We start from the raw sequence: 26,890 nt of genomic DNA, 5'->3' as shown, positions 1-26,890 counted from the left end.
GACCTTCCTCCTTGTCTCGCCTTCGCTCGCGACGCGCAGCGACGGCTCAAATAACAAGAGGATTCCTGTCATGGCCAATCTGAAAATCCGCAGCCTGCGCAAGGGCTTCGACTCGCTGGAAATCATCAAGGGCGTGGACCTGGACATCAACGACCGCGAATTCGTGGTCTTCGTCGGGCCCTCGGGTTGCGGCAAGTCCACCCTGCTGCGCCTCATCGCCGGGCTGGAAGAGGTCACCAGCGGCACCCTGGAACTGGACGGGCGCGACATCACCGAGGTCTCGCCGGCCAAGCGCGACCTAGCGATGGTGTTCCAGACCTATGCCCTCTATCCACACATGAGCGTACGCAAGAACCTCTCCTTCGCCTTGGACCTGGCCAAGGTCGACAAGCAGGAAGTGGAGCGCAAGGTCAGCGACGCGGCGCGCATCCTCGAACTGACGCCCCTGCTGGAGCGCAAGCCGCGCCAGCTCTCCGGCGGTCAGCGCCAGCGGGTGGCCATCGGCCGCGCCATCGTCCGCCAGCCGAAGATCTTCCTGTTCGACGAGCCCCTGTCCAACCTGGACGCCGCCCTGCGTGTGCAGATGCGCCTGGAACTGGCACGGCTGCATCAGGAGCTGCAGGCCACCATGATCTACGTGACCCACGACCAGGTGGAGGCCATGACCCTCGCCACCAAGGTGGTGGTACTCAATGGCGGGCGGGTCGAGCAGGTCGGCTCGCCGCTGGAGCTCTATCACCATCCGGCCAATCTCTTCGTCGCCGGCTTTCTCGGCACGCCGAAGATGGCCTTTCTCAAGGGCCAGGTGGTGGCCACCGATGCCCAGGGCGTCGAGGTGGCGCTGGCCGCGGGACCGCGCATGCGACTGCCACGCCAGGGCGCTGGGCTCGCGGTCGGCAGCCCGGTGACCCTGGGCATTCGTCCGGAACACCTGCGGCTGGCCGCCGACGGCCAGTTGCCGGTGATCACCGACGTGGCCGAGCGGCTGGGCAGCGACACCTATTGCCACATGGTCACCGAGGCCGAAGAGCCACTGACCGTGCGGGTACCCGGCGACTGCGCCGTGGCCTATGGCGAACGCCAGCGCCTGGCGCTGGACGTCGAGTTCTGCCACCTGTTCGACGAACAGGGCCGCGCCGTGGCGCCACTGCTGCGCCAGGCCGCCTGATCTCCCCTTCTCTCCTGGTCATGGCCGACCATGACCAGGGGCGCCTTCTGCCAGGATCCCTCTCATGAAACTCAATCGCCAAAATCTCGACCAGCTTCCCGCACACATCGCCAAGCCCGCCTACGCCGCCTGCCAGTTGCGCCAGGGCATCGTCCATATCGGTGTCGGTGGCTTCCACCGGGCGCACCAGGCCATCTACACCGAAGCCTTGCTCAACTGGGGCCGCAACCTGGACTGGAGCATCTGCGGCGTCGGGCTGCGCGCCGAAGACCGTGCCATGCGCGACGCCCTGGCCGGCCAGGACTATCTCTACACCCAGGTGGTGCTGGCCGACGAGCCGGACACCGAGGTCCGCGTCGTCGGCGCCATCAGCGGCATGCTGCTGGCCGAAGACGGCACCCAGACGCTGATCGACAAGCTGGCCCATCCCAGTACCCGCATCGTCTCCCTCACCATTACCGAGGGCGGCTACTGCATGGATGACAGCACCGGCGAATTCAACTTCAAACTGCCGCTGATCCAGCACGACCTGCAGCATCCCGGTGATCCGCGCAGCGTCTTCGGCTTCCTGCTGGCCGCCCTGGCCAAGCGCCGCGCCGAGGGCACCGGCCCCTTCACCGTGATGTCCTGTGACAACCTTCCGCACAACGGTCAGGTCACCCGCAAGGCCCTGCTGGCCTACGCCGCCCTGGTGGACGAAGACCTGCACGGCTGGATCGCCGAGCACGTCAGCTTCCCCAATGCCATGGTCGATCGCATCACCCCCATGACCAGTGCCGCCCATCGCGAGGCCCTGCTGGCCGAGCACGGCGTCGAGGACGCCTGGCCGGTGGTCTGCGAGCCCTTCCTGCAGTGGGTGCTGGAAGACAGCTTCGTCGCCGGTCGTCCGGCCTGGGAGGACGTCGGCGTGCAGTTCACCGACGACGTGACCCCCTACGAGGAGATGAAGATCAAGCTGCTCAACGGCAGCCACCTCGCCCTCACCTACCTGGGCTTCCTCAAGGGCTATCGCTTCGTCCACGAGACCATGGCCGATCCGCTGTTCGTACGCTACATCCGCACCTACATGGACGAGGACGTGACGCCCCAGCTGGCGCCGGTACCCGGCATCGACCTGGACCAGTACAAGGACACCCTGATCGAGCGCTTCTCCAACCGCGCCATCGCCGACCAGCTGGAGCGGGTCTGCTCCGATGGTTCCTCGAAGTTTCCCAAGTTCACCGTGCCGACCATCAATCGCCTGATCGAAGACGACCAGGCCATGGATCGCGCGGCGTTGGTGGTAGCTGCCTGGGCGGTCTATCTGCGCGGCGTGGACGAGACCGGCGCGACCTATCGCATCCCCGATCCACGGGCCAACTACTGCGAGGAGCTGGTGCAGGATCAGAAGAATCTCACTGAACGCCTGCTGGGCGCCGAGGAAATCTTCGGCAAGCACATCCCGAAATCCGCCGCCTTCGTTGCCGCCTTCGAACGACAGCTGTACAACTTGCGGACCCATGGGGTCAGCGCCACTCTGCAGACCCTGCTCGGCGACTAATAACGACAAGGAGCGGCCAGGCATGAAGTTTCTCGGGATCGACTGCGGCACCCAGGGCACCAAGGCGGTGATCCTGGATGTCGAGCGCGGAGTAGTACTGGGCGAAGGCAGTGCGCTTCACCCTTTGACCGAAGGCGCCAATGGCCGCCGCGAACAGAATCCGGCGGACTGGATCCGGGCACTGGTGGCCGCCACCCGCGTGGCCCTGGCTCAAGCCGGGAGCGATGGCCAGGACATTCTTGGCGTCGGTGTGTCCGGCCAGCAGCATGGTCTGGTGCTGCTCGACGACAGCGGCAAGGTGCTGCGTCCGGCCAAACTCTGGTGCGACACCGAGTCCACCCCGGAAAACGAGCGGCTGCTGGAACACCTCGGCGGCGTGGAAGGGTCCATCGAGCGCCTGGGCCTGGCCGTCGCGCCGGGCTATACCGTCTCCAAGCTGCTCTGGACCAAGGAACAGCACCCGGAGGTGTTCGACCAGATCGCCCGGGTGCTGCTGCCCCACGATTACCTGAACTTCTGGCTGACCGGTCGCGCCGTGGCGGAATACGGCGATGCCTCGGGCACCGGCTATTTCAACGTACGAACGCGCCAATACGACCTGGAACTGCTGCGCCATATCGACCCCAGCGGTCGCCTGGAACGTGCCCTGCCGGAGCTGATCGAGGCCGACCAGCCGGTCGGTCGCCTACGGCCGGAGGTCGCCAGCCAGCTGGGCATCAATCCCCAGGCCTTGGTCTCCAGCGGCGGCGGCGACAACATGATGGGCGCGCTGGGCACTGGCAACAGCCGTGCCGGCCAGATCACCCTGAGCCTGGGTACCTCGGGCACCCTCTATGGCTACTCCGACGAACCGCGTATCAGCGATCATCCGGCGGTGGCGGGCTTCTGCTCGTCCAACGGCGGCTGGCTGCCGCTGATCTGCACCATGAACCTGACCAATGCCAGCGGCCAGATCCGCGAACTGCTCGGCCTGGATCTGGCCGAATTCACCCGCTTGGTGGCGGAATCCCCCATTGGTGCCGAGGGGGTGCTGATGCTGCCCTTCCTCAATGGCGAACGGGTACCGGCGCTACCGACGGCGACCGCCAGCCTGCACGGCCTCACCGCCACCAACCTGACCCGCGCCAACCTGTGCCGGGCGGTGGTCGAGGGTGTCAGCTTCGCCCTGAGATATGGCTTCGATCTGCTGCGCGACCTGGGCATGCCCGGTGACACCCTGAGACTCATCGGCGGGGGTGCCAAGAGCCCGGTGTGGCGGCAACTGATCGCCGATCTGATGAACACCCCGGTGGTCTGCCCGGTCCACGGCGAAGCCGCCGCCCTGGGCGGCGCCCTGCAGGCCGCATGGTGCTGGAGTCGGGAACAGGGCCGCCCGGAGTCGCTGGACAGCCTTACCGAGCGCTGCGTGCACCTGGACCCGGCCAGCCGCGCCGAACCGGATCCCGCCCGCGTCGCCGAGTACGAAGCGGCCTACCAGCGCTATCGGCAGCAGTTGCGTGACAGCTACGGGGTAGCCTAACGAACGAAGGGGTGAGAAACGCCAGGCGATTTTTCACCCCATCGAGACTCAGGGCGTAGGTTGGGCTGAGCACAGCGAAGCCCAACACTCCCATGCGCTGCTTCCCGTTGGGCTTCGCTGCGCTCAGCACCAACCTACGTCTCAGGCCTTGCCGATCGGTACGAAAGGCGCATCCAGCAATCGAGCGAGGTCCGCCGGTGCCAGGGCCACTTCCAGACCTCGACGCCCCGCGCTGACATGGATGCTCAGCAGTTCCGCCGCGGACTCGTCGATGAAGGTACGCAGCCGCTTCTTTTGCCCCAGCGGGCTGATCCCGCCCACCAGGTAGCCAGTGCTGCGCTGGGCCTGATCAGGCTTGGCCATCTCCAGCTTCTTCACCCCCGCGGCCTGGGCCAGGGCCTTGAGGTCCAGGGTACCGGCAACCGGCACGATGGCCACCAGCAGCTCGTGCTTTTCGCTCACGGCCAACAGGGTCTTGAATACCGTTGCCGCCGCCAGGCCGAGCTTCTCGACGGCTTCCAGACCATAGGACGCGGCCTTGGGATCATGGTGGTAGCTCAGCACCTCGTGAGGCACCTGGCTTTTCTTGAGCAGTTCTATCGCCGGGGTCATGCCAGCACTCCTTGGGGGTCGGCCACCTCCGCCCGTCCGCGTCCCTGGGCCTTGGCCCGGTAGAGGGCGAAGTCGGCCGCCTGCAGCCAGTGGGCCACGTCATCGTAGGCCCGGTCGAAGCCGGCGATGCCGCAGCTCATGCCGACGCGTACGTGCTGGCGCTCACCGGGGCCACCCGCCTGCATCTCCTGCAAACGCTCCTGCAGGCGGCGAATCAGATCCAAGGCTCGCTCGGGCGAGGTATCGGGCAACAGGATACCGAATTCATCGCCGCCGAAACGACCGGCGAGATCACTGGTGCGGATGGTCCTCGCCAGCAGACTGGAAAACTGACGGAGCACCTCGTCGCCCGCCTGATGGCCAAAGCGGTCGTTGACCAGCTTGAAGTTGTCCAGGTCGATCATCACCAGACTGGCATCGGCGCCACTGCGCTTGCAGCGGGCGAATTCACGCTGCAGCAGCTGATCCCAATGCGTTCGGTTGTGCAGGCCGGTCATGCCGTCCTGCTTGCTGATCAGCTCCAGCTCCTGCTTGCGCCGCGACAGCTGCTGCGCCAGGCGAAAGCTCACCAGCCCCAGGGCCCAGGGATAGGCAATGATCATCGGCAGGCAGGCATAGATCTGCGCCGTCGAGGTCTGGATGGCGACCGGGTGGCGCAGCACGACCAGGCCGATGAGGATGCCGGCCAACTGCGCGAGCAGGCCGCGGCGCCAGAACACCAGGCCACCGGCGCCCAGCATGTTGAGGCTGGTCATGGCGAGCAGGGTCACGCTGGGCAGGAGGTTAAAGCCCATGCTCGCCACCCAGAAGCCCGCCGAGCCACAATCCAGCAACAGGTTGCTCAACTCGGCGCGATAGGGATCCCGAGCGCGGACGGCGCGCAGATAGGCCAGTGGCGACCACAGCAGCGCATTGGCCAGCAGCAGGATCCACAGGCCGACGGTTACCGGCTGGGTGATCTGGACCGAGACGATGCAGCTCAGGCTGAGCAACAGGCCAACCGCCCGGGGCAGCCAAAGCCGCCGGGCGAAACTGTGGCCACGCGTGAGCGCATCTGGCATTGGCGATCCCCACTGCGACGGACGATGAAAGGTCGCGCATTATCAGTGGATGAGGGCAAAACGCCAGCGACCCGCGACCTGAACGTCGTTTACCGATAGCTACGACGCGCCTAGACACTGCCAGAAGGAAACATCGGGTGACACGAGCACCAGACGAACAGCCTTGAACCTCGGCCTGACCGGCCTCATCCAATGGTCAGGCCCGTCAAAAAGAGGAAGCCGCATGCAAGTTCAAGTCAACAGTGACCACAACATCGAAGGCAGCGCCGGTTTGCAGAATTGGGTGACGTCCGTGGTGGAAGATCGCCTGGATCGTTTCGACGAACTCCTGACCCGCGTCGAGGTGCACCTCAACGACGAAAACGCCGGCAAGTCCGGTGCCCAGGACAAGCGCTGCCAAATGGAAGCGCGCATCAAGGGCCATCAACCCCTCTCGGTCACCCACAAGGCCGAGTCCCTCGACCTGGCAGTGGATGGCGCAGCGGACAAGTTGCTGCGAGCCATCACCCACCTGTCTGGCAAATTGGAGAAGAAGCGCCTTTCCGGCGGCGAACTCAATGACCCCCTTGCCCTGGAGGATTCCGAAGAGTTCAAGGATTCCTTGCGGCAGGACGAATTCCTTGAACGGGAGCAACTGGCTCACGATCACGAGTTGAAGTAAGGCAACCTCTGGCTTCAGCATACAACCGGGGCCGCTCATCGAGCGGCCCCGGTCTTTTTCAGCCCGGCAAAAAGGATGCTCCATGCCTTCTCCTCTTCGCGTCGCCCTGATCGGCTATGGTTTCGTCGGTCAGACCTTCCACGGCCCACTGCTGCGTTCGATCCCAGGCCTTGCGCTGGAACTGGTGGCCTCGCGGGACGCCGAGCGTGTGCACGCCGACCTGCCCGAGGTACGGGTGACGGCGGATTACCTGGCCGCCGTGCAGGATCCGGCCATCGACCTGGTGGTCATTGCCTCCCCCAATCAGACCCATGCGCCTCTCGCCAGCGCCGCTCTGGCTGCGGGCAAGCACGTGGTGGTCGACAAGCCCTTTACCGTCACCCTCGCCGAAGCGCGGCAGCTGTCTCAGGAAGCCGACCAGGCCGGCCGGTTGCTATCGGTATTCCAGAATCGGCGCTGGGACAGCGATTTCCTCGGATTGCAGGAGGTACTCGCCAGTGGAGCTCTGGGTGAGTTGACCAGCCTGGAGTCCCGGATCGAACGCTTTCGTCCCGAGGTGCGAAACCGCTGGCGAGAGGCGGATCTGCCCGGGAGTGGCCTCTGGTTCGACCTGGGCCCCCACCTGCTGGATCAGGCACTCTGCCTGTTCGGTCTGCCGCAGCGCCTGCAGGCGAATCTGGTGCGGCAACGACCCGGCGCCCTTACCGATGACTGGTTCCAGGTGCAACTGGACTACGGCGCCCGCCAGGTGACCCTGAGAGCCGGCATGCTGGCCGCCGGTGGTGTACCCCGTTTCCTTGCCCAGGGCACTGGCGGCAGCTGGATCAAGGCAGGCGCGGATCGCCAGGAAGATGCCCTCAAGGCAGGCGTTCGTCCGGGTGGACCCGAGTGGGGTCAGGATCCCGATCCAGGTTGGCTGATCGGCGCCGACGGCGTGCGCCGGGCGCTGCCCACGCCTGCCGGCGATCATCGGCGCTATTACCTGGCGCTGGTCGAGGCCCTTGCCGGGCGTGCGGCCAATCCCGTATCACCCGCTCAGGCCTGCGCCCTCATGGCCTTGCTGGAGACCGCGCAACGCTCCGCGGCGGAAGGCCGGGCCCTGGAACCCGAACTGACCGCACCCGAACGCACCGCCTACTGACTGGCCACCCATTGTGGACGCCGTCCCGCCAGGCGCTCACCCAGCTGGCGCAGGGTGCGGGACAGGCGACGCTCGATCCACTCATAGCTGGCCCAGGCCAGCAGCAGGATCACCGGCAGGCAGACCGCCAGGGTCTGGTAGGGGTTGAAGCCCCACTGCTGGTGCAGCCAGTAGTCGCCCAGCCAGAGCACGATGACGTGTACCAGGTAGACCGAATAGGACCAATCCCCCAGCGCCTTGCACAGGCGTGAACCGGCAAACCAGGGCTCCAGGATCACGCAGGCGCCAACCAGCACCGCGCTGGGCACGCCCCAGGTGAGCAGGCGCCAGGGGTGGTCGGCCGGGAAGCTCACCAGGCAGGTGAGAGCCGCCAGTGCAGCCAGCAGCGCCAGTGGCTTGGGCCCTTGCAAGGCACCGCGCCGATAGAGCGCGGCCAGGCCCACGCCGAGCAGGAATTCGAAGATGATCGGATTGCGATAGAAGCTGCTGACGAAAGACTCACGGGCCAGCACCAGGCTGACCAGGATCACCAGCAGGCTGACCACACCGATGCGCCAGCGCTCGGCCACGCCAAAGGACAGCGCGAAGAGCAGATAGAACAGCATCTCGAAATTGAGCGTCCAGCCTACCGGCAGGATCGGATAGTGGCCGAAACCGGCCGGATTCTCGCTTGGGATGAAGAACAGCGAGAGCAGCAGTTCACGCGCGGCGACCCCGTAGATCGGCATCACGTCGCTGGCCAGGTAGAGGATCAGCGCGGTCACCGCGGTGTACAGCCAGTAGGCCGGGACGATGCGGGCGATGCGATGCCAGAGGAAGGTGCTGCGCTTGAGCGGTCGTCCTGCGGTGGACAGGTAGATCACGAAGCCGCTGAGCACGAAGAAGATGTCGACTCCGACCTGCCCACGCGTGGAAAGCAGGTGGCCGCCAAGACTGTCGGCGTGGAAATCGAAGAACACCTGCATGAAGTGATGAAAGACCACCAGCCAGGCAGCCAGGGCCCTGAGAGCCTGCAATGAAACCAGCATTGTAAAACCTGTCCCTCCTCGTCCCGCCAGGCACGACCCAGCACCGCGCCGTCATTGTGGACGGCATGGGCTGGCCGGGCGTTCCCGGGAGAAGGCTGGATTGCGCCGGATCACAGGCTGAACGGCTCGATGCCGGGTCCGTTCAGCGACAGTTCAGCCGCCGGGCGTCACTGCAGGGTCAGACGCCAGGCCCGGTGGATCTTGGGATTGCGCGCGAAATCCGGATCAAGGGTGCTGGCGGTGATCTCCTCGACGCGATAGCGCTCGCTGAGACTTTCGTCCAACTCGAACTTGCGGAAGTTGTTGGAGAAGTACAGCGCTCCATTGCGGCTCAGGTGGGCCATGGCCGAATCGATGAGGCCGACATGATCGCGCTGCACATCGAATACGCCTTCCAACCGCTTGGAGTTGGAGAAGGTTGGTGGGTCGACGAAGATCAGATCGTATTCGCCGCGATCGTTCTCCAGCCAGTGCAGCACATCGCCCTGCTCCAGGCGGTGACGCTCAGAGAAACCATTGAGCGCCAGGTTGCGCCGGGCCCAGTCCAGGTAGGTCCGCGAAAGGTCGACGCTGGTGGTGCTGCGCGCCCCCCCTACCGCAGCCTGCACGGTAGCGGCGCCGGTGTAGCAGAACAGGTTGAGGAATCTCTTGCCCTGGGCTTCCTGGCGCAGGCGCAACCGCAGCGGGCGGTGATCCAGGAACAGGCCGGTGTCCAGGTAGTCGGTGAGGTTGACGAGCAGTTTGGCGCCCGCCTCCTCCACCTGCAGGAATTCACCCTGGGCGGCCTGACGCTCGTACTGCTTGGTGCCACTCTGCCGCTCGCGCCGCTTGACCACCACCAGCGACGGATCGATGTTCAAGGCCTGGGGAATGGCTGCCAGGGCATCGAGCAGCCGCGCCAGGGCCTTTTCCGGATCGATGGAGCGTGGCGGCGCGTACTCCTGCACGTGCACCCGGTCACCATAGAGATCCACGGCCACCGCGTACTCGGGCATGTCGGCATCATAGAGCCGATAGCACTGCACGCCCTGATTGCGTGCCCATTTGCCGAGCTGCTTGAGGTTCTTCTGCAGGCGGTTGGCGAACATCTGCCCGCCTTCGCTCAGCTTGGGCGGCTCCGCCGCCTGGGCCGTGGACGAACGCTCGCCGCTGCGGCTGCCGGTCACGAACTGACGGGTCTCGACCTCGAACATCAGCAGCTTGCAGGGCAAGGCGCCGTTCCAGAAGGCGTATTGCTTGTGACTGCGGATGCCCATGCGCTTGCCCAGTTCGGGCGCACCGGTGAAGACCCCCGCGCGCCAGCCGAGGCAGGCCTGCCGCAGGCGCTCGCCGAGATTCTGGTAGAGGTACAGCAGGCTGGCCTCATCGCCCAGGCGCTCGCCATAGGGCGGGTTGCAGATCACCAGACCGGTCTGTGCCTTGTCGGGACGCGGCTCGAAGCTGGCCACTTCGCCCTGATAGACCTTGATCCAGTCGGACAGGCCGGCCCGCTCGATATTGTTGCGCGCCGGCTGGATCAGCCGCGGATCGGCTTCGTAGCCACGGATCCACAGCGGCGTCTTGGCCAGGCCGGCGGCCGCACGTGCCTCGGCTTCCTGATGCAGCTGTTGCCACAGGGCGGGCACATGCCCCAGCCAGGCGGAAAAGCCCCAACGCTCGCGACGCAGGTTCGGCGCTATGTCCGCCGCCATCAGGCCGGCCTCGACCAGGAAGGTGCCCACCCCGCACATGGGGTCGGCGAGCGCTCCGCCAGCCGCCGCCAGAGCCGGCCAGCCGGCACGGATGAGGACCGCGGCCGCCAGGTTCTCCTTGAGCGGCGCCGCCCCCTGCTGCAGGCGATAGCCACGCTGGTGCAGACTCTGGCCGGACAGATCCAGTGACAGGATGGCCTGACCACGCTCCAGGTGCAGATGCACCCGCAGGTCTGGCGCGAGCTTGTCGATGGTAGGACGCTGCCCGGTGCGCTCACGAAGGCGATCGACGATGGCGTCCTTGACCTTGAGCGCGCCGAAATGGGTGTTGTCGATGCCGGCGCCCTGACCGCTGAAGCCTACCGCCAGGGTGCCGGTGGGCGTCAGGTGCTCTTCCCACTCCACGCCATGCACGCCCAGGTACAGCGCCTGGGGATCTTCCACCGGGAAACGGGCCAGTACCAGCAGTACCCGGTTGGCCAGGCGCGACCAGAGGCACAGGCGATAGGCATCCGCGAGGCTCGCCTCGCCGCGCACCGCCGCGGTCTGGCTGCGGGCTTCCTGCAGGCCGAGGCCTTGGGCCTCTTCCAGCAGCAGGGTCTCGAGACCCTTGGGACAGGTGAGGATGAGTTGTTGCATCGCGGACATCGTTGAATCCATTGGCTAGCGGAAGGAAGTTGCCTGCCTTTGGTCGGATTGACCAGCAGCACGACCCCCTCCGAATAAAGTTTGACTGCGTCTCAACAAGCCGCAGTGACGGCATTCCAGCGGCGGTTTATCGCCATTTCATTTCGATTAGGTTACGGCTTATAGCTAAAAGGTCATTCCCAGCCAGCGCACCTTTGGTTAGTAATTGACCACCCGCAGCGCGAAGGTGCGGGGCGGATGCCAGGACGCCGGCTCTGGCATCCAGGCCTGCAACGGGCCATGGACAATCTGCAAGTCAACCTACGAGGGCACTACCCTATGAGAAGACTCAAGCGTGATCCAATGGAACGAGCTTTCCAGCGTGGTTATCAGCACGGCATTGTGGGCAAATCGCGGGATCTCTGCCCCTTCACCCAGGACGCCGTTCGGCAGGCCTGGCTCAATGGCTGGCGTGAAGGCCGTAGCGACCAATGGGACGGCTACGTAGGCACCGCTGGTCTTCAACGCATGAATCAACTTCAAGCCGTAGGCTAATTCGATTTCACTAGCGGAAGCCCCGGGCTTCCACAGCGTTCTGGTTGTGTTCCAGTCAGATCCTCTTCCGGGATCGGGGACCAGAGGTCCCACGGGGGCTCCCAGCGAGCCCCCTTCCTCTCAGGGGCGCGCCGCGGCGATCGCATCCACCGCTTCACGGATCAGGGCCGGCCCGCGATAGATGAAGCCGCTGTACAGCTGTACGAGGCTGGCGCCCGCGGCGATCTTTTCCGCCGCATCTTCCCCCGACAGAATCCCGCCCGCCGCAATGATCGGCAAACGGCCACCCAGCTCGCCCGCCAGGACCCGTACCACATGGGTGCTCTTTTCCCGTACCGGCGCGCCTGACAGGCCACCGGCCTCGGCGGCATAGGGCAGATTCTCCACCCCTTCGCGCCCCAGGGTGGTGTTGGTGGCGATGATGGCATCCATCCCGGCATCACGAATCGCCTGGGCGGTGAGCACGATTTCCTCGTCGCTCAGGTCCGGGGCGATCTTTATCGCGATGGGCACCCGGCGGCCATGCACCACCGCGAGATCTTCCTGACGCTGTCGCAAGGCCTCCAGCAGACGCTTGAGCGCATCGCCGAATTGCAGGCTGCGCAAACCGGGGGTATTGGGCGAACTCACGTTCACCGTGACGTAACTGGCATGGGCATAGACTCGCTCCAGACCGATCAGGTAGTCATCCACCGCCCGCTCGACCGGGGTCACGGCGTTCTTGCCGATGTTGATCCCCAGCACACCCTTGAACCGCGCTGCCCTGACTCGCTCGATCAGCGCCTCCACACCCGCATTGTTGAAACCCATGCGATTGATGATGGCGTTGGCCTCTTCCAGGCGGAACAGACGCGGCTTGGGATTGCCCGGCTGCGGGAGGGGCGTCACGGTGCCGATCTCGAGAAAGCCGAAGCCCAGGCCGGCGAAGCCGTCGATGGCGGCGCCATTCTTGTCGAGTCCGGCGGCCAGGCCGACCGGATTGGGAAACTCCAGCCCCATGACCTGGACCGGCAGGCGGCCCGGTTGCCGGCCTAGACCGGTCAGGCCCAGACGCCCGGCAGCACCGATCAGATCCAGTGCCAGATCGTGAGACCCTTCGGGAGACATCTTGAAAAGCAAAGGACGGAGCGCGTCGTACATGGCGGACTCACAGGTAATTCGGAAAGCGCGCATTATACAGGCTTGCCCGCTGCCATACGTCGCTGCCGCCCGGGTCGACCGGTCGGTCGTACAAAAGATCTTACCTTTCGGGAATCATTCGGCGATCGCGCGGTCTTTGCCACGCTAGAATCGGCTGCGCAGTTCCTATCCGCCCGGAGACCTCATGAGCAACGGTGCCAACCTCCTGGGCAGTCCCTGGTCTTCACTGGCCCTCCATCTGCATCCCTCGCTGGCCAGTCGCCGCATCCAGCGCTGCCTGGAACGTTTGGCCGATGCCTTCGTCCCCTTGCCCAGCCCCGCGGACAGTCTGTGGTGGGATGACGGTCATCCGCTGCATCTGCTTTTTGGCCTGCCCCGGGCGGCGCTGTCCGGTCCGACCCAGGAAATCAAGAGCAAGGCCCATACCCTCCTGAGTCAACTGGTGGTCGCCGATACCCTGCAGCTGACCGCTCTGGACCTGCGCAAGCTGGATGGTCTCTGTCACCGGCTCAGCGACCCGACCCTGGATTCGGTAGTGCAGCTCGAAGAGCTGGCCGCCCTTCCCGCCGCGCGTGATCAGGTGCGAATCATCGGGTATCGGGATTTTCAGGCCGCGCTCTATCGAACGCTACCCAATCTGTCCACCGAGCAACCGTTGCGCCTGCGCCAGGCCAGTTGGCGAGGCGCCCGACTGTTCCTGGAAAACGATGCGACCACCACCCTGGCCTTCGCCAGCATCGTCGCCTATGCCCGCATTCGCGGCGTCGCCGTGGACGTTCCGGCGCAGATCCAGCGCTTGCGCCTCGACCTGCCGGCCATCGAGCGCCTGCAACAGGCGTTCGCCCTCTACGCCCTGCCCAACGCCGTCTGGAATCATCCGGATTTCATTCAGGTGCTGCTGGGCCTCAAGCTCGACTATGCCCGCCTGCCACTAACGGCACCGGGCCAGGACCTGGAGTGGCTGCTGCTGCCCCAGGAAGTCGCCAACGCGCGGGTACTCGCCGAGACCCTCGACCGCCTGGGCGCGGCCGAGGTGATCGGCTACCTGAAGGCGCTCTAGGCCGACTCAGCCAGCGGCGGTAGCGGGCGCGTGACGCTGTCCCGCCGCCAGAAAGACCTCGAAGGCCAGTCGCTGCCCCGCCAACATCGCCGGATGCAGGGCCGCATCGCCACCTGCTGTGTCCAGTCGCTCCAGAAACGCCGGCCATGCCCCCTTGGGCGGTACATGCCCAAGATAGGCACGAGCATCACGCACCGCCGCATCGGGGCTCTCGCCCGCATGACGATCCAGCAGGCGAGACCCCAGACGCGAGCCCTCCAGGACATAGGCCACGCCCCAGCATTCACCTTCATCGAGCAGACGCTCGAGAATGACGGGCTCGGGTTGCACGGCCTCCAGACGCTGGAGGTCTTCGCCCAATACCGTCGCGCGCCGGCGTTCCGCCCAATCGGGCAACAACCGCTGGATACCGGAGCGCTCCAGGAGCTCTTCGAGTCCGATCAGCGCCTGGGCATGGGCCTGCAGAAACGCGGTGTAGTGGGGCCGGGTCTGCAGCGCATAGCGGCCGAAGGTCGTATCGACCTGCTCGTGCAGGGCTCCGCCCTCGGCGCGCAACATTTCACGGATGGTGGACACGCAAATACCTCGTCTGGACGGCTGCTTTCAAAGCGGCGAAGGCTGGGGCTTCTCGCCGCGCAGGGCCGCCTGCAGCCGAGCTGCCAGGTCCGCCTCGCGAAAGGGCTTGGGCACGATGAAAGATTGTTCGGGATCGAGTTCGCCCAGCTCGGCGTACCCGGTGATGAAGACCACCGGCAGCTGCGGCAGCCTTTTGCGCGCCTGGCGGGCCAGTTCGGCGCCGTTCATGCCGGGCATGGCGAAGTCGGCCAGCAGGAGATCGATCTGCGGATCGCGCTCCAGGGCGCTGAGGGCGGCGAAGCCATTGCTGGCCTCCACCACCTGATAGCCGAGATCGGCCAGCAGGGCTGCCGTCACGTTGCGCACCGCATGGTCGTCGTCGACCAGCAGGATGCGTCGCTCGGCGGCCTGTTCGTCACGACCCAGCGCGGGCAGCCCCACGGGCTCCAGGGCGTCTTCCGCTTCGGTGCGCGGCAGGTAGACCAGCACCGTGGTGCCGCTGCCCATCTGCGTCTCGATGCGCACGCCACCACCGGACTGCTTGGCGAAGCCGAACACCTGGGCCAGGCCCAGACCGGAACCCTTGCCTACCTCCTTGGTGGTGAAGAAGGGCTCGAAGGCCTTGGCCAGCACCTCCTCGCTCATCCCGGTACCGGAATCCTGCACCGCCAGCAGCACGTATTCGCCGGGCTCCGGCTCTTCGGGACGCTGGGGAGCCTGACTGATGGTCTGGTTGGAGGTGCTCAGTCGCAGGGTGCCACCAACCGCCATGGCATCCCGGGCATTGATCGCCAGGTTGAGGATGATGAGTTCGATCTGGGTCGGATCGACCAGCGCATGCCAGCAGTCGGCACGCAGATGAGTCTCGATCCAGACGCTGCCACCCATGGTGCTGCGCAGCAGTTCGAGCATCCCCTCGACGGTTTCGTTGAGCTTGACCGGCTTGGGCGCCAGACGCTGGCGGCGGGAAAAGGCCAGCAGCTGGGCGGTCAGCTTGGCGCCACGCTCACCCGCTTCGCGGATGTTCTGTACCCGGCCCTGGGTCTTGTCGTTGGCAGCCAGCCGGGTCAGATCGCGCTCCAGGAAACTGGCACTGCTGAGGATCACGGTCAGCAGGTTGTTGAAATCGTGGGCCACGCCCGCGGTCAGCTGACCCACGGCTTCCAGCCGCTGCATCTGCTGCAGGGTCGCCTCCACGCGCTCACGTTCGTCGATCTGTTCGCGCAGCTGGCGGTTGGCCGCCGCCAGCTCTTCCATCGCCAGGACCTCCGAGGAGATGTCGCGGCCGGAGCAATAGGTCATTCCGGCATCCGGCACCGCGGTCCAGGAAATCCAGCGATAGCTGCCATCGCGGTGGCGGATGCGATTGACGAAGCGTTGGCTGGCGGCCCGGGTGGCCAACTGCTCGAGTTCGTTTTCGGTGATGAAGCGCTCGTCGGGATGGACCAAGGCCAGCAGCGAAGAACCAAGCAGCTCCACCCGCGACCAGCCCAGATTTTCTTCCCAGGCCGGATTGAGCGCTACCAGAATGCCGTCCGGCTGGCACACCAGCAGCAGATCGCGGGTGAGATCCCAGGTACGGTCGCGCTCGCGGGTCCGTTCCTCGACGCGCTCGCCGAGGCTGACGTTGAGGCGTTCGAGCTTTTCCGCGGCATCACGCTGCTGGGTGATGTCGAGCATCACGCCCAGGAAGCGAGTGCAGACGCCAGCATCGAAGAAGGGTTGACCGCGAGTCTCGACCCAGCGCTGTGCGCCGTTGTCCAGGCGGATGCGGTACTCGCTGCGGTAGTCGTCGTCGCGTTCGTCGGCACCCGCCTGGCGGACCGTATCGAGAAAGCGTTCGAGGCCGTCAGCGCCGCACAGTCGCTCGAACACCGCCAGGTCGACCACCGTATCGGCCGGCAGGCCGAACATGGCCTTGCAGCGCTCATCCCAGATCAGGGTGCCACTGGCCGGCAGGTATTCCCACATGCCCAGGCGCGAGGCATCCATGGCCAGCCGCGACCTGACCTCGAGACTGTGCAGGGCTTCTTCGGCACGCCGCCGCTCGCGACGCTCGTGCACCACCAGCAGCGCCCGCTCGACCGCCTTGGCCAGCAACTCCATGCTCTGCTTGAGCACATAGTCGTTGGCACCCAGGCGCATCATCTCCACCGCATGGACTTCACCGAAGATGCCCGAGACGAAGATGAAGGGGGTTTCCGGGGCCAACGCCCGTGCCACGCGCAGGGCCTCGGCCCCAGAGAAGCCCGGCAGGATGATATCGGACAGGATGATGTCGTAGGTCTGCTGGCTCAGGGCCAGGGTAAGACCGGTACGCTCATAGACGATCTTGGATTGCAGCTCGAATCCATGTCTTTCCAGCTCGATCAGGATCAGCTCGGCGTCGAGCTTGCTGTCTTCTACCAGCAGGATCTTGATCTGTTTCGAGAGAGGCATAAACGGACGTCGGCCTTGGATCTGTTCACTCAGGGGACCCGGGGCGCGCATCTCTGCCGGTCGCGGATTACTGGATACAGAGGGACTGATTCTGCTCACTCGCTAGCGGCCAGTCCGCCGTGTCACCCGTCGCGATCCTGGCGGCGGCTCATTGAGCACGGCCCAGAATACGCCGAGATCACTGATCGCGGCGACGAAATCACGAAACTCGACCGGCTTGACCACGTAAGCGTTCACTCCCAGCTCGTAGGCTTTCTCGAGATCAGGCTCTTCCCGTGACGAAGTCAACATAACGACAGGGATGCTGCACAGTTCGGGCGTACCTCGCACCACCTCGAGGACTTCGAGGCCATCGACCTTGGGCAGCTTGAGATCCAGCAACATCACCGCGGGATTGCCGGTCTCGCGATCGGCATAGGGCTCGCGCCTGAGCAGATAGCTGACCGCTTCGGCGCCGTCACGCAGGACCACGACATCGTTGGCCAGCTGACTGCGCTCCAGAGCCACCAGGGTGAGTTCCAGATCGTGCGGATTGTCTTCGACCAGCACAATGGGTTTGAGCATGAAGAGAACTACCTTTTGTGTACCGGTGAAGGGCGTTGTTTGGGCAGAGCGAAATAGAAGGTAGCGCCCTCGCCTATGGCACCTTCTGCCCAGACGCGACCGTCATGGCGCTCGATGATGCGTCTGACGCTGGCCAGACCGATACCGACCCCTTCGAATTCATCGGTGTGGTGCAAACGCTGGAAGACCCTGAACAGTTTGCCCACGTAATCCATGTTGAAGCCGACGCCATTGTCCCGGACGAAGATGATGTCTTCGGAATCGCTCGGCAAGGTGCCGATCTCGATCACCGCAGGCTCTTCATAACGGCTGTACTTGATGGCGTTGGCCAGGAGATTGCGCAAGGCGAGATGAACGAAGGCGGCGTCGGCGATGACCACGGGAAGCGGACCGACACGCCATTCGACCTCCCGCTCCTCGTAGTCCGGCGCCATCTCTTCGCGGATGGCCTCCACCAGCGCGGTGAGGTTGACGTCGGAGTAGCGGATCGCCGCTCGTCCCATCTGCGAGAAGCTCAGCAGATTGTCGACCAGGCTGCCGGCGAAGCGCGCCGAAGACCCGATGTTTTCCAGGAATCGGCGCCCGCGATCCGACAGCTTGCCACCTTCGATGTCGCCCAGCAGCTCGGCATAGCCGGCGATATGCCGCAGCGGTGCGCGCAGGTCGTGAGACACGCTGTAGGAGAAGGCGGCCAATTCCTTGTTACTGCGCTGCAGTTCTTCGGCCAGTTCGGCCATTTCCTCGGCCTTGCGCAGCACGATGCCGCGGACCGCGTTGCGCAGCTCGATGGCGCTTTCCAGCTCCAGCGCGGACCAGGGTAGCGACAGCCCCCGTACCGTTTCCTGCCAGAGCACGAAACTTTGCCGCGGCGACAGCCGTCCGTCGCTGCCTTCCTGCTTGGTCGGCCGCCCTGCCCAGTTGACCACCTGAACCAGCTCGCTGCGGAACCAGATCAGATAGTGGGAATGCAACTCGGAAATGGGCACGGCCAACACCCCAGCGGCATGCTGGGCGAGCTGCGGCAGCTCGGCGGCATGCTGGGCGAGCTGCGGCAGCTCGGCGATGTCCTTGGCGACGTTATCGGTGATGTAGTGGTCCTTGACGTTGACCGACAGCCATTCGACCAGGCCATCCACCACCTCGCGCGGCGGAGTCTGGCCGATCAGTTCGGTGCCTTCGGAAGAGACGATGGCGGCGCCCTGCGCCCGCGCGAAGTCCAGATAGACCTGCGGCAACTCCAGCAGACCCTGGCAAACGCTGTCGCGGTCGGCCATGGTCGAGAGCATCTGTACCATGGACTGGCGCAGCGCCAGGCGGCGATCGGATTGCGCGTGGGTCTCGGCCGCATCGATCTGCAACGACAGCACGCGACCGAACAGCTCGCAGGCCGTGCGCGTCTGGAAGGAGACGCGCTGCGGCTGGCGGTCGTGGCAGAGCACCAGGCCCCAGAGACGGCCGCCAACCACGATGGAAATGGACATGGACGCCAGGGTGCCCATGTTCCTCATGTACTGCAGGTGCACCGGCGAGACGCTGCGCAGTTGCGCGAAGCTGAGATCGAGCGGCTGCCCAGTGACAGGGTTGGTCTGTGGTTGCAGGGGCGACGGCTCATAGTTGGCGTTGCCGATCACCCGAATGCGATTTTCCAGATACAGCCGACGCGCCTGGGCGGGAATGTCCGAAGCAGGAAACCTCAGCCCCAGATAGCTGGGTACGCCCGGGTCGAGTTCCTCTGCCAGCACCTGGCCATGACCGTCTTCGTCGAAGCGATAGATCATGGTGTGATCGAAACCGGAAATGCGCTTGGCCTCGCGCACCGCCAGGGTCGCGATGGCCTCGACGGTTTCGGCCTGATGCAGCTGTTCGATGAATACCCGCACCATGGGATAGAGGGTATTGAGACCGAGCCGGCTGTCCACCGGCGCTTCGAACTCGACGATCAGCACGCCACCGAAGCGATGCATGAATAGAGCGAACGTCTGCTGCTGCGGGCCCAGGGTCACGTCGCCCTGGTAGATGGGATTCTGCTCTTCCTGCGTGAGCGCACCGAGCATGGCGGGCAGGTCTCGCTCTGGCAACAGTTCGCCCAGGGTTCGGCCAAGCACGTCTTCCACGGCCAGGCCAAGGTATTCGCGGACATTGGCGCTGGCCTGCACGATGCGCAGATCCGGTTCCTCTACAGCGAACAGGAAGCCATGTTCCTGAATGCTGCCGGGAATCTGGATCGGCTCGTTGGCGCAGTCGGCCAGAGCATCGGGCTGGGTCTTAAAAGATGACTCGAGCGCCAAACCGGGAACCTCACGTGATCGGAAGAAAGCGCAGGGAGAGAGGTGCGCAGAAACGTGGACAAGGGTCTCTCAGACTATCAGACCCTAAGCTTGACGCGAAGCGAAACGGCATGGACGGTAGGTATCGACATAAATTGCGACAGCCGTTGCCCGGCGCTCCGGAATCTTCCCTGCAGCTTGCCAGTCGGAGCAGGTTTGACCCTCCGGATCGACTCATGTCCCTGCGTCTCGCCCTCCCCCTGACTACCCTGCTCCTCAGTTCGCCTGCCCTGGCCGACACCGTCTATGGAGAACGTCTCGAAGGCTTCGACTACGACTTCCCGGTACGGACCTTTGCCTTCGACTCCCAGCAGCAGCGCCTTGAGATGGCCTATCTGGATGTCGCGCCAAGCGGAGAACCCAAAGGGCGAACCCTGGTGCTCTTGCACGGCAAGAACTTTTGCGCCGGCACCTGGGCAGACAGCATCCGGATACTGAGTGCTGCCGGCTATCGGGTCGTGGCGCCGGATCAGATCGGCTTCTGCAAGTCCAGCAAGCCGGCCCACTACCAGTACAGCTTCCAGCAACTGGCGGCCAACACCCGGGCCCTGCTCGACCATCTGGGCATCGCCCAGGCGACCCTGATCGGGCATTCGACAGGTGGCATGCTGGCGACCCGCTACGCCCTCCTCTACCCCCAGGCCACCGAGCAACTGGTCCTGGTCAATCCGATCGGACTGGAAGACTGGAAGGCCCTGGGCGTGCCCTATCGTAGCGTCGACCAGTGGTACGCCCGGGAGCTCAAGACCTCGGCAGACGCCATCCGCGACTACGAACGGACCACCTATTACGCCGGTCAGTGGTCGCCCCGTTACGAGCGCTGGGTAACCATGCTGGCTGGGCTTAATGACGGCCCGGGCAAGGAGAGGGTCGCGTGGAACTCGGCGCTGATCTACGACATGATCTACAGCCAGCCGGTGGTCTATGAATTCGGGCAGCTGCGCATGCCGACCCTGCTGTTGATAGGCCAGCGCGATACCACCGCCATAGGTAAGGATGCGGCCCCGGCCGAGATCAAGGCGCGACTGGGTCACTATCCTGAATTGGGCAAGGCAGCGGCCAAGCGCATTCCCCAGGCGACGCTGGTGGAATTCGACGATCTGGGTCATGCGCCCCAGATGCAGGCGCCAGAACGCTTCCACCAGGCGCTACTGCAAGGCCTGGATGCCCTGAGGTCCCCGAGCGACCCGGCCAGTCACTGATCGGCCCCCAGACAGCAAAAAAGGCGGCGCACCCGGGGGTACGCCGCCTTTTCATTGCCCTCTGGACTCAGGGTGTCCTTGAGCCTCGCTCAAGGACACCCTACACCTCAGACGCTGCTGCTGGCCAGATCCGCCAGTTCACGACTGGCGACGCTGTACATCGCGTAGTCCTGTCCGGTGGCATTACGCAGATCCACCAGCAGCCCGCGCCAGCGCTCCACCGCTGCCCGGTGCCGCTCCAGCCACAGCGAGAGCCGTGCCTCCGGATCACTGGGCGCCTCGCTCAAGTTGAGCATGCCGATAGTGATGGTGCGTTGCTGGAGATCCACCTCGTCGCGGAACGCCTCGCGCGCCAAGGCCTGCCAGGCATTGGCCACCGGCAGCTGGTTGAGCTGCTGCTGATACCAGGCCAGATCCAGCACATCGCCCGCAGCGAACCAGGTGGCCGCCACTTCCAGGGGATCCTGGGCAGTGACCTCCGCGGCCTGAATGACCGGCAGCAGCGTATAGATGTGATTGGTCCCAGCCACGACCCGTGCCAGCAATTCGGGAACGCCCGCCTCGGTATAGGCGCGGAAGCGTTCCTCCCAGTCCTGGCGCGGCTCGCCCTGCAGCAGTTCGTCGAGGCGTACGCCCAGTGCGGCGATACGCGGTCCGAAGAAGGCCGCCACGGCCCCGGCATCCAGGCCACTGCGATGGCTGCGCAGGAACCAGCGGGTGGCCCGGCGCCCCAGGCGCATCAGCTCGCTCATCAGACGCAGCTGCAGTTCGGCCGGCACCTGATGATCCAGGGCTTCCACCTGACGCCACCAGTGCGGCAGATGCAGCACGTCGCGCATTACCACATAGGCCCGGGCAACATCGGCCGCGCTCATGCCGGTGGATTCGCACAGGCGCTGCACGAAGGTGATGCCCATGTGGTTGATCAGGTCGTTGGCGATCTGGTTGGCGACGATCTCGCGCTTGAGGCGATGGCGCGCCATCGCCTCGGGGAATTGCTCGGTCAGGCGTTGCGGGAAGGCCCCCTGCATGTCCCGGGCAAGGTAGTCGTCGTCCGGCATCGAAGAGGCCAGCAACTGTTCCTTGAGGTCGATCTTGCTGTAGGAGATCAGCACCGACAGCTCGGAACGGGTCAACCCCTGCCCCTTGGCGGCGCGCTCGGCGAGCACCTCGTCGCTGGGCAGGAATTCCAGCGTACGATCCAGCTTGCCGCGACCCTCGAGATCCACGATCAGCCGCTGGTATTCGGCCAGGTGGGTCCGCGCCCGGTATTCCGCCAGGGACAGGGCACCGGTCTGCATGTAGTTGTTGGCAACCACCAGCTCGCCGACCTCGTCGGTCATCTCGCCCATCAGCGTGTTGCGCTGCTTGACCGTCATGTCGCCAGCGGAAACCACATCGCCCAGCAGGATCTTGATGTTGACCTCATGGTCGGAGCAGTCCACGCCACCGGCGTTGTCGATGAAGTCGGTGTTGCAGGCGCCGCCGTGCAGGCCGAATTCCACCCGCGCCAGCTGGCTCATGCCCAGGTTGCCACCCTCGCCGATCACCTTGGCACGCAGGTCGCAACCGTCCACGCGCAGGCCATCGTTGGCCTTGTCGCCGATATCGGCATGGGTTTCGAAGCTGGCCTTGACGTAGGTGCCGATACCGCCATTCCAGATCAGATCGACCGGCGCCTTGAGCAGGGCATTGATCAGCTCGTTGGGCGTCAGGTGATCGGCCCGCAGGTCGAAGCGCGCCTTCATCTCGGGGCTGATGGCGATGCGCTTGGCACTGCGCGGGAAGATCCCGCCGCCCTGGGAGATCAGGCTGGCATCGTAGTCGGTCCAGCTCGAACGTGGCAGGTTGAACAGCCGCTCGCGCTCGACATAGCTACGTTCGGCGTCCGGATTGGGATCGATGAAGATGTGCAGGTGGTTGAAGGCCGCCACCAGCTCCAGGCTGCGCGAGCGCAAGAGACCGTTGCCGAAGACGTCGCCGGCCATGTCGCCGATGCCCACCACGGTGACCGGATCGGTCTGGACGTCGATGCCGCGCTCACGGAAGTGGCGCTGCACGCTGACCCAGGCGCCCCGGGAAGTGATGCCCATCTTCTTGTGGTCGTAACCCGCCGAGCCACCGGAGGCGAAGGCGTCGTCGAGCCAGAAACCGTAGTCCTGGGCGATACCGTTGGCGATATCGGAGAAGGTCGCGGTGCCCTTGTCGGCCGCCACCACCAGATAGGGATCGTCGCCGTCGTAGCGCACCACTGCGGCAGGCGGAACCACCTCGCCATCCTTGAGGTTGTCGGTGATGTCCAGCAGCCCGCTGATGAAAATGCGGTAGCAGGCGATGGCCTCGGCCTGGATGTCGTCACGGGAGCCACCGGTGGGCAGTCGCCGCGGCACGAAGCCGCCCTTGGCGCCCACGGGCACGATCACCGAGTTCTTGACCTGCTGCGCCTTGACCAGGCCCAGCACTTCGGTGCGGTAGTCCTCCTCACGATCCGACCAGCGCAGGCCGCCACGGGCGACATTGCCGAAGCGGAGGTGCACGCCTTCCACACGCGGGCTGTAGACGAAGATCTCGTAGCGCGGCACCGGGCGCGGCAGCTCGGGAATGGCCTTGGGATCGAGCTTGAAGCTGAAGTAGGCCTTGGGCTTGCCGGCGGCATCGGTCTGGAAGACGTTGGTGCGCAAGGTCGCCTTGATCAGGTCCAGGTAGCGCCGCAGGATGCGGTCCTCGTTGAGTACCGCGACGTCGTCCAGGGCGCTGAGGATGGCCTGCTCCAGGCGCTGCTGCTTGTCGTCCAGGTCTTCACTGGTCATGCGCCGCGCCAGGTAGAACTTCATGCGGAACAGCCGCACCAGTTCCCGGGCGATGTCGACATGGGCGTTGAGGGTGGCGGCGATATAACCGATGTCGAAGCCGATGCGGATCTGCTTGAGATAGCGCGCATAGGCCCGTAGTACCGCGACGTCACGCCAGGGCAGCCCGGCGGTCAGTACCAGCCGGTTGAAGCTGTCATTTTCCGCCTGGCCGTCCACCACCTGGACGAAGGCGTCCTGGAAGGTGTCGTTGAGTTGCTGCAGGTCCAGCTCCAGCCCGGCCACGGTGGTGAAGGCGAAATCATGGATCCAGTAGCGGCGACCATTGCGATGACGCAGCTCGTAGGGGAATTCACCCAGTACCCGCAGACCGAGGTTTTCCAGGATCGGCAGGACGTCCGACAGCGCAAGGGGCGTATCGGCGTGATAGAGCTTGCAGTGCAGGATGTTGTCGCCGGTCTGGGTCAGCGGCTGGTAGAAACCCATGGCCAGACGACGCTCGTCATTCAGGGCCAACAGGTGACGCATGTCCACCACGGCCAGGTGCGGTGCGAAGCGCTCGCGGTAACCGGCCGGGAAACCCAGCGGATAGTCGGCCAGGATGGAGGTGCCCTGGGCCTCGCCGAAGCTGTCCACCATCAGGCTGGCGAAGTCGTCCTTCCAGCTACGGCAGGCCTGCACCATCTCCTGCTCCAGGCGCGCCGGATCGACGTCCTGCGGCTGCAGCGGATCGACGCGAAGGATGAACTGCACCCGCGCCAGCACGGACTCGGAGAAAAAGGTCCAGAACTCGCAATCGGTGCCATGCAGGCGATCCATGAGGATCTGCTGCATACGCTGGCGGACTTCGGTGGAGTAGATGTCGCGTGGCACATAGGCCAGGCAATAGAAGAACTGGCCATAGGGATCGCGGCGCAGGAAGACGCGGACCTTGCTGCGCTCCTGGATCTGCACGATGGCCATGGCGGTGCTGAAGAGATCGTCTACCGGGGTCTGGAACAGATCGTCCCGTGGCAACCCTTCGAGGACCTGCGCCAGCTCCTTGCCCAGGTGGGCACTGCTGTCAAAATCGGCACGTCGCCGCACCTCGTCGACCTTGCGGCGGATGTAGGGGATCTCGCGCACGCTGTCGTTGTAGACGCTGGAGGTATAGAGCCCCATGAAACGATGCTCGCGCACCACCCGGCCATTGGTGTCCACTTCACGCAGGGAGACGAAATCCGGATAGGCCGGACGATGCACGCGACTTGGATCGGCGGCCTTGGCGAAGGACAGCAGCACCGGCTCGCGCAGATAGCGCAGCGGATCGCCGGAAAGGCTGATCTCGGCGGTTTCCGGTCGACCGCGTAGACGCCGCGACAGTCCCAGCAGGGAGTCGGGCACATAGTGTTGTATCGCGGTATCACCATCGCCCTCGACGGTGAATTCCTCGTAGCCAAGAAAGGTGAATCTGTCGTTGCGCAGCCAGTCCAGGAAGGCCTTGACCTCGGCCAGCTCGCCGTCGTCCACCCCGGCCGGACGCTGATCCAGCCAGCCCAGCAGGTCGGCGACCTTGGCCTTCATGGCAGCGAAGTCACCGACCGTCAGCCGCACCTCGCCGAGGATTTCCTGCAGCGCGGCTTCCAGGGTGCGCAACTCGGTGGCTGCCGCGCAGCGGTCGATCTCGAGGAACATCAGTGCCTCGCGGCTTACCCCTTCGCCCTGCTGTCCCTTGGGCAGCAGTTCGATCAGGCGGCCCTGGGCATCCCGGCGCACGCTGAGGACGCTGTTCTGCAGGGTATGGACGCTGTAACCCTGGCGATTGAGTTCCATGCGCACCGAGTCCACCAGGAACGGCGAATCGACATGCAGCACCTCGACCACGGTATGGCTCGATTGCCAGCCGTGTCGCTCGTAATCCGGGTTGAAGACCTGAACCCGCGGTTCGGCGGGATCGAAGACATCCAGCAGCCGCCAGGCCGACAGTACGCAGCCGACCAGGTCGGACAGCCGGCGTTGAGTGAGTTCTTCCAGCGGGACGATGCCGAAGAACTGGGCGGTAAAGCGCTCCAGTTGCTCGAGGGTTTCCCCTTCGACATGGGCCGCGAGGGCATTTTTGAGTTGTTGTTGGAAATCCGCTTGGCTGGCAGCGGTGAAAAACGCCATAACCGTACTCCGTCCTGAAGGTGCTGTGGGCTTCGCTCCGCAGAGGACAGGCCTCTCCCGGAGCGAGTTCCACAAGGGACGAGGCCGGACTGCACCAAAAAAGTGCAAAGATGCAGTACCGCTAGAGTAGCCGGCAAAGACAGTCGCGCACGTACGTCAGGGCGACAACAAGATTCAGCTGCGGAACGGATCTCAATAGTGGGGCGGCGGCGCCTCGTCCGGCATCCCCCCGCCACCGCCGCTTTGCAACTCGGCCTGGCGCTCGGCCAGCAGGCGGATCTGCGCCGCACAGCGATCCAGGGCGCGTTGCTGCTCGACGATGATGTCATTGAGGGTCTGGATGGTGTCGTCCTGAAACGCCTGGCGCATTTCCAGATCGGCGATACGTTCTTCGAGGGTCATGCCTGTAACTCCTGCTCCAACTGCGCCCGCCAGCGGGCAACGGCCGCCTGTCCGGCTTCTTCGCTGTAGGGCTCGCGAGGCGAATGCCCCCAAACCGGGCCAGGCCAGGCAGGATCACCTTCCCGCCGCAGCAGGATATGCAGATGCAGTTGCCGGACGATGTTACCCAGGGCACCAATGTTCAATTTGCAATCCGGCTTTGCCTCACGCAACACCCCAGCGACAAGTGTCACCTCTCGCCACAGTTGCGCTTGGTCCGGCGGTGACAGATCGAGCACCTCGGTAACACTTTCACGTCGCGGTACCAGAACCAGCCAGTCATAGCGTTGATCGTTCAGCAACAGCACCTGGCAGAGCGTCAAGGACGCCACCTCCAGGGTGTCGCCGGCCAACCGTGAGTCGATTTGGAACATCTCATCTCCTGCTAACACCGGTCAGCACTAAAAGTGTGCATGACCTCGGGTAAGTGGAACCTTTGGTGTCACAAAGGTGCAATCAGCGCTCTGGAAACTGCCCAGGGCCCAGGGAATGGACCCGCGAAAGACAGGCGGGCACTGGAATTTCAGATTTGTGCATGCTTTTTGCTATCACGATCCGGGTACGACGATCGGAGGGGAACTCT

20 protein-coding genes are annotated in these 26,890 nt (G+C 64.7%); 8 read left to right on the top strand and 12 right to left on the bottom strand.

What is annotated here, in order from left to right; translation table 11 throughout:
• Positions 1-70 precede the first annotated feature (70 nt).
• The 3 genes from ACWPW1_RS07530 to xylB all read left to right on the top strand — a co-directional run bounded on the left by ACWPW1_RS07530 (position 71) and on the right by xylB (position 4,227).
• Positions 71-1,168, top strand: a complete 1,098-nt coding sequence (locus tag ACWPW1_RS07530; protein ID WP_271654310.1) for an ABC transporter ATP-binding protein — start codon at positions 71-73, stop codon at positions 1,166-1,168.
• 64 nt (positions 1,169-1,232) lie between these two features.
• Positions 1,233-2,708, top strand: coding sequence for a mannitol dehydrogenase family protein (locus ACWPW1_RS07525; protein WP_454252689.1), 1,476 nt, complete (start codon positions 1,233-1,235; stop codon positions 2,706-2,708).
• 22 nt (positions 2,709-2,730) lie between these two features.
• Entirely contained in the window at positions 2,731-4,227 is a 1,497-nt protein-coding gene (gene xylB / locus ACWPW1_RS07520; RefSeq protein ID WP_454252688.1) for a xylulokinase, read from the top strand.
• Positions 4,228-4,368: 141 nt separating this feature from the next.
• Here xylB and ybaK read toward each other — a convergent pair whose 3' ends face one another.
• Both ybaK and ACWPW1_RS07510 read right to left on the bottom strand, forming a co-directional pair.
• Entirely contained in the window at positions 4,369-4,839 is a 471-nt protein-coding gene (gene ybaK / locus ACWPW1_RS07515; RefSeq protein WP_323148596.1) for a Cys-tRNA(Pro) deacylase, read from the bottom strand.
• Positions 4,836-5,900 (bottom strand): diguanylate cyclase, encoded by a 1,065-nt coding sequence (locus ACWPW1_RS07510; protein WP_454252687.1) that lies wholly within the window; start codon positions 5,898-5,900, stop codon positions 4,836-4,838. Before ACWPW1_RS07510 ends, ybaK begins: the two co-directional genes overlap by 4 nt.
• A gap of 223 nt (positions 5,901-6,123) precedes the next feature.
• Here ACWPW1_RS07510 and ACWPW1_RS07505 point away from each other — a divergent pair, with 223 nt between their 5' ends.
• Both ACWPW1_RS07505 and ACWPW1_RS07500 read left to right on the top strand, forming a co-directional pair.
• Positions 6,124-6,561 (top strand): HPF/RaiA family ribosome-associated protein, encoded by a 438-nt coding sequence (locus ACWPW1_RS07505; RefSeq protein WP_017638924.1) that lies wholly within the window; start codon positions 6,124-6,126, stop codon positions 6,559-6,561.
• An 82-nt stretch (positions 6,562-6,643) separates the two neighbouring features.
• Positions 6,644-7,702 (top strand): oxidoreductase, encoded by a 1,059-nt coding sequence (locus tag ACWPW1_RS07500; RefSeq protein WP_454252686.1) that lies wholly within the window; start codon positions 6,644-6,646, stop codon positions 7,700-7,702.
• Here the strand turns inward: ACWPW1_RS07500 and ACWPW1_RS07495 are convergent.
• Both ACWPW1_RS07495 and rlmKL read right to left on the bottom strand, forming a co-directional pair.
• A complete protein-coding gene (locus tag ACWPW1_RS07495; RefSeq protein WP_313648830.1) occupies positions 7,696-8,730 on the bottom strand; it encodes an acyltransferase family protein in 1,035 nt (344 codons plus the stop codon). The two genes, ACWPW1_RS07500 and ACWPW1_RS07495, sit on opposite strands and share 7 nt — an antisense overlap.
• Before the next feature lie 167 nt (positions 8,731-8,897).
• On the bottom strand, positions 8,898-11,069 hold the full coding sequence (gene rlmKL, locus ACWPW1_RS07490) for a bifunctional 23S rRNA (guanine(2069)-N(7))-methyltransferase RlmK/23S rRNA (guanine(2445)-N(2))-methyltransferase RlmL (RefSeq protein WP_454252685.1): 2,172 nt from the start codon (positions 11,067-11,069) through the stop codon (positions 8,898-8,900).
• A 318-nt stretch (positions 11,070-11,387) separates the two neighbouring features.
• On the opposite strand from rlmKL, the gene rmf reads away from it, so the two are divergent.
• Positions 11,388-11,603 (top strand): ribosome modulation factor, encoded by a 216-nt coding sequence (gene rmf, locus ACWPW1_RS07485; protein WP_007159291.1) that lies wholly within the window; start codon positions 11,388-11,390, stop codon positions 11,601-11,603.
• A 120-nt stretch (positions 11,604-11,723) separates the two neighbouring features.
• On the opposite strand, the gene ACWPW1_RS07480 is transcribed toward rmf, so the two are convergent.
• The gene (locus ACWPW1_RS07480; RefSeq protein WP_059314163.1) at positions 11,724-12,743 is read right to left on the bottom strand and encodes a quinone-dependent dihydroorotate dehydrogenase; all 1,020 of its coding nucleotides are present in this window, start codon (positions 12,741-12,743) and stop codon (positions 11,724-11,726) included.
• 184 nt (positions 12,744-12,927) lie between these two features.
• On the opposite strand from ACWPW1_RS07480, the gene ACWPW1_RS07475 reads away from it, so the two are divergent.
• The gene (locus ACWPW1_RS07475; protein WP_271654303.1) at positions 12,928-13,803 is read left to right on the top strand and encodes a hypothetical protein; all 876 of its coding nucleotides are present in this window, start codon (positions 12,928-12,930) and stop codon (positions 13,801-13,803) included.
• A gap of 6 nt (positions 13,804-13,809) precedes the next feature.
• Here the strand turns inward: ACWPW1_RS07475 and ACWPW1_RS07470 are convergent, their stop codons facing one another.
• The 4 genes from ACWPW1_RS07470 to ACWPW1_RS07455 all read right to left on the bottom strand — a co-directional run bounded on the left by ACWPW1_RS07470 (position 13,810) and on the right by ACWPW1_RS07455 (position 19,670).
• Positions 13,810-14,379, bottom strand: coding sequence for a biliverdin-producing heme oxygenase (locus ACWPW1_RS07470; RefSeq protein ID WP_454252684.1), 570 nt, complete (start codon positions 14,377-14,379; stop codon positions 13,810-13,812).
• Positions 14,380-14,406: 27 nt separating this feature from the next.
• A complete protein-coding gene (locus ACWPW1_RS07465; protein ID WP_059314160.1) occupies positions 14,407-16,818 on the bottom strand; it encodes a response regulator in 2,412 nt (803 codons plus the stop codon).
• 102 nt (positions 16,819-16,920) lie between these two features.
• Positions 16,921-17,382, bottom strand: coding sequence for a response regulator (locus tag ACWPW1_RS07460; protein ID WP_059314159.1), 462 nt, complete (start codon positions 17,380-17,382; stop codon positions 16,921-16,923).
• A gap of 8 nt (positions 17,383-17,390) precedes the next feature.
• Positions 17,391-19,670, bottom strand: a complete 2,280-nt coding sequence (locus ACWPW1_RS07455; RefSeq protein WP_454252683.1) for an ATP-binding protein — start codon at positions 19,668-19,670, stop codon at positions 17,391-17,393.
• Between the two features lie 215 nt (positions 19,671-19,885).
• Here ACWPW1_RS07455 and ACWPW1_RS07450 point away from each other — a divergent pair, with 215 nt between their 5' ends.
• A complete protein-coding gene (locus ACWPW1_RS07450; protein ID WP_454252682.1) occupies positions 19,886-20,911 on the top strand; it encodes an alpha/beta fold hydrolase in 1,026 nt (341 codons plus the stop codon).
• 107 nt (positions 20,912-21,018) lie between these two features.
• On the opposite strand, the gene ACWPW1_RS07445 is transcribed toward ACWPW1_RS07450, so the two are convergent.
• The 3 genes from ACWPW1_RS07445 to ACWPW1_RS07435 form a co-directional block, all read right to left on the bottom strand.
• Positions 21,019-25,866: an NAD-glutamate dehydrogenase gene (locus tag ACWPW1_RS07445; RefSeq protein ID WP_454252681.1), complete on the bottom strand. Its 4,848-nt coding sequence runs from the start codon at positions 25,864-25,866 to the stop codon at positions 21,019-21,021.
• 192 nt (positions 25,867-26,058) lie between these two features.
• Positions 26,059-26,268 carry a SlyX family protein gene (locus ACWPW1_RS07440; protein WP_059314155.1) on the bottom strand — a complete coding sequence of 70 codons (210 nt, stop codon included), beginning with the start codon at positions 26,266-26,268 and terminating at the stop codon, positions 26,059-26,061.
• Positions 26,265-26,681, bottom strand: a complete 417-nt coding sequence (locus tag ACWPW1_RS07435) for an HIT domain-containing protein (RefSeq protein WP_454252680.1) — start codon at positions 26,679-26,681, stop codon at positions 26,265-26,267. Before ACWPW1_RS07435 ends, ACWPW1_RS07440 begins: the two co-directional genes overlap by 4 nt.
• Positions 26,682-26,890 lie beyond the last annotated feature (209 nt).

The organism is Pseudomonas sp. Marseille-Q7302 (assembly GCF_965111925.1).
Note: the sequence above shows the minus strand (reverse complement) of the source record. Positions and strands in the feature narration are given on the sequence as shown.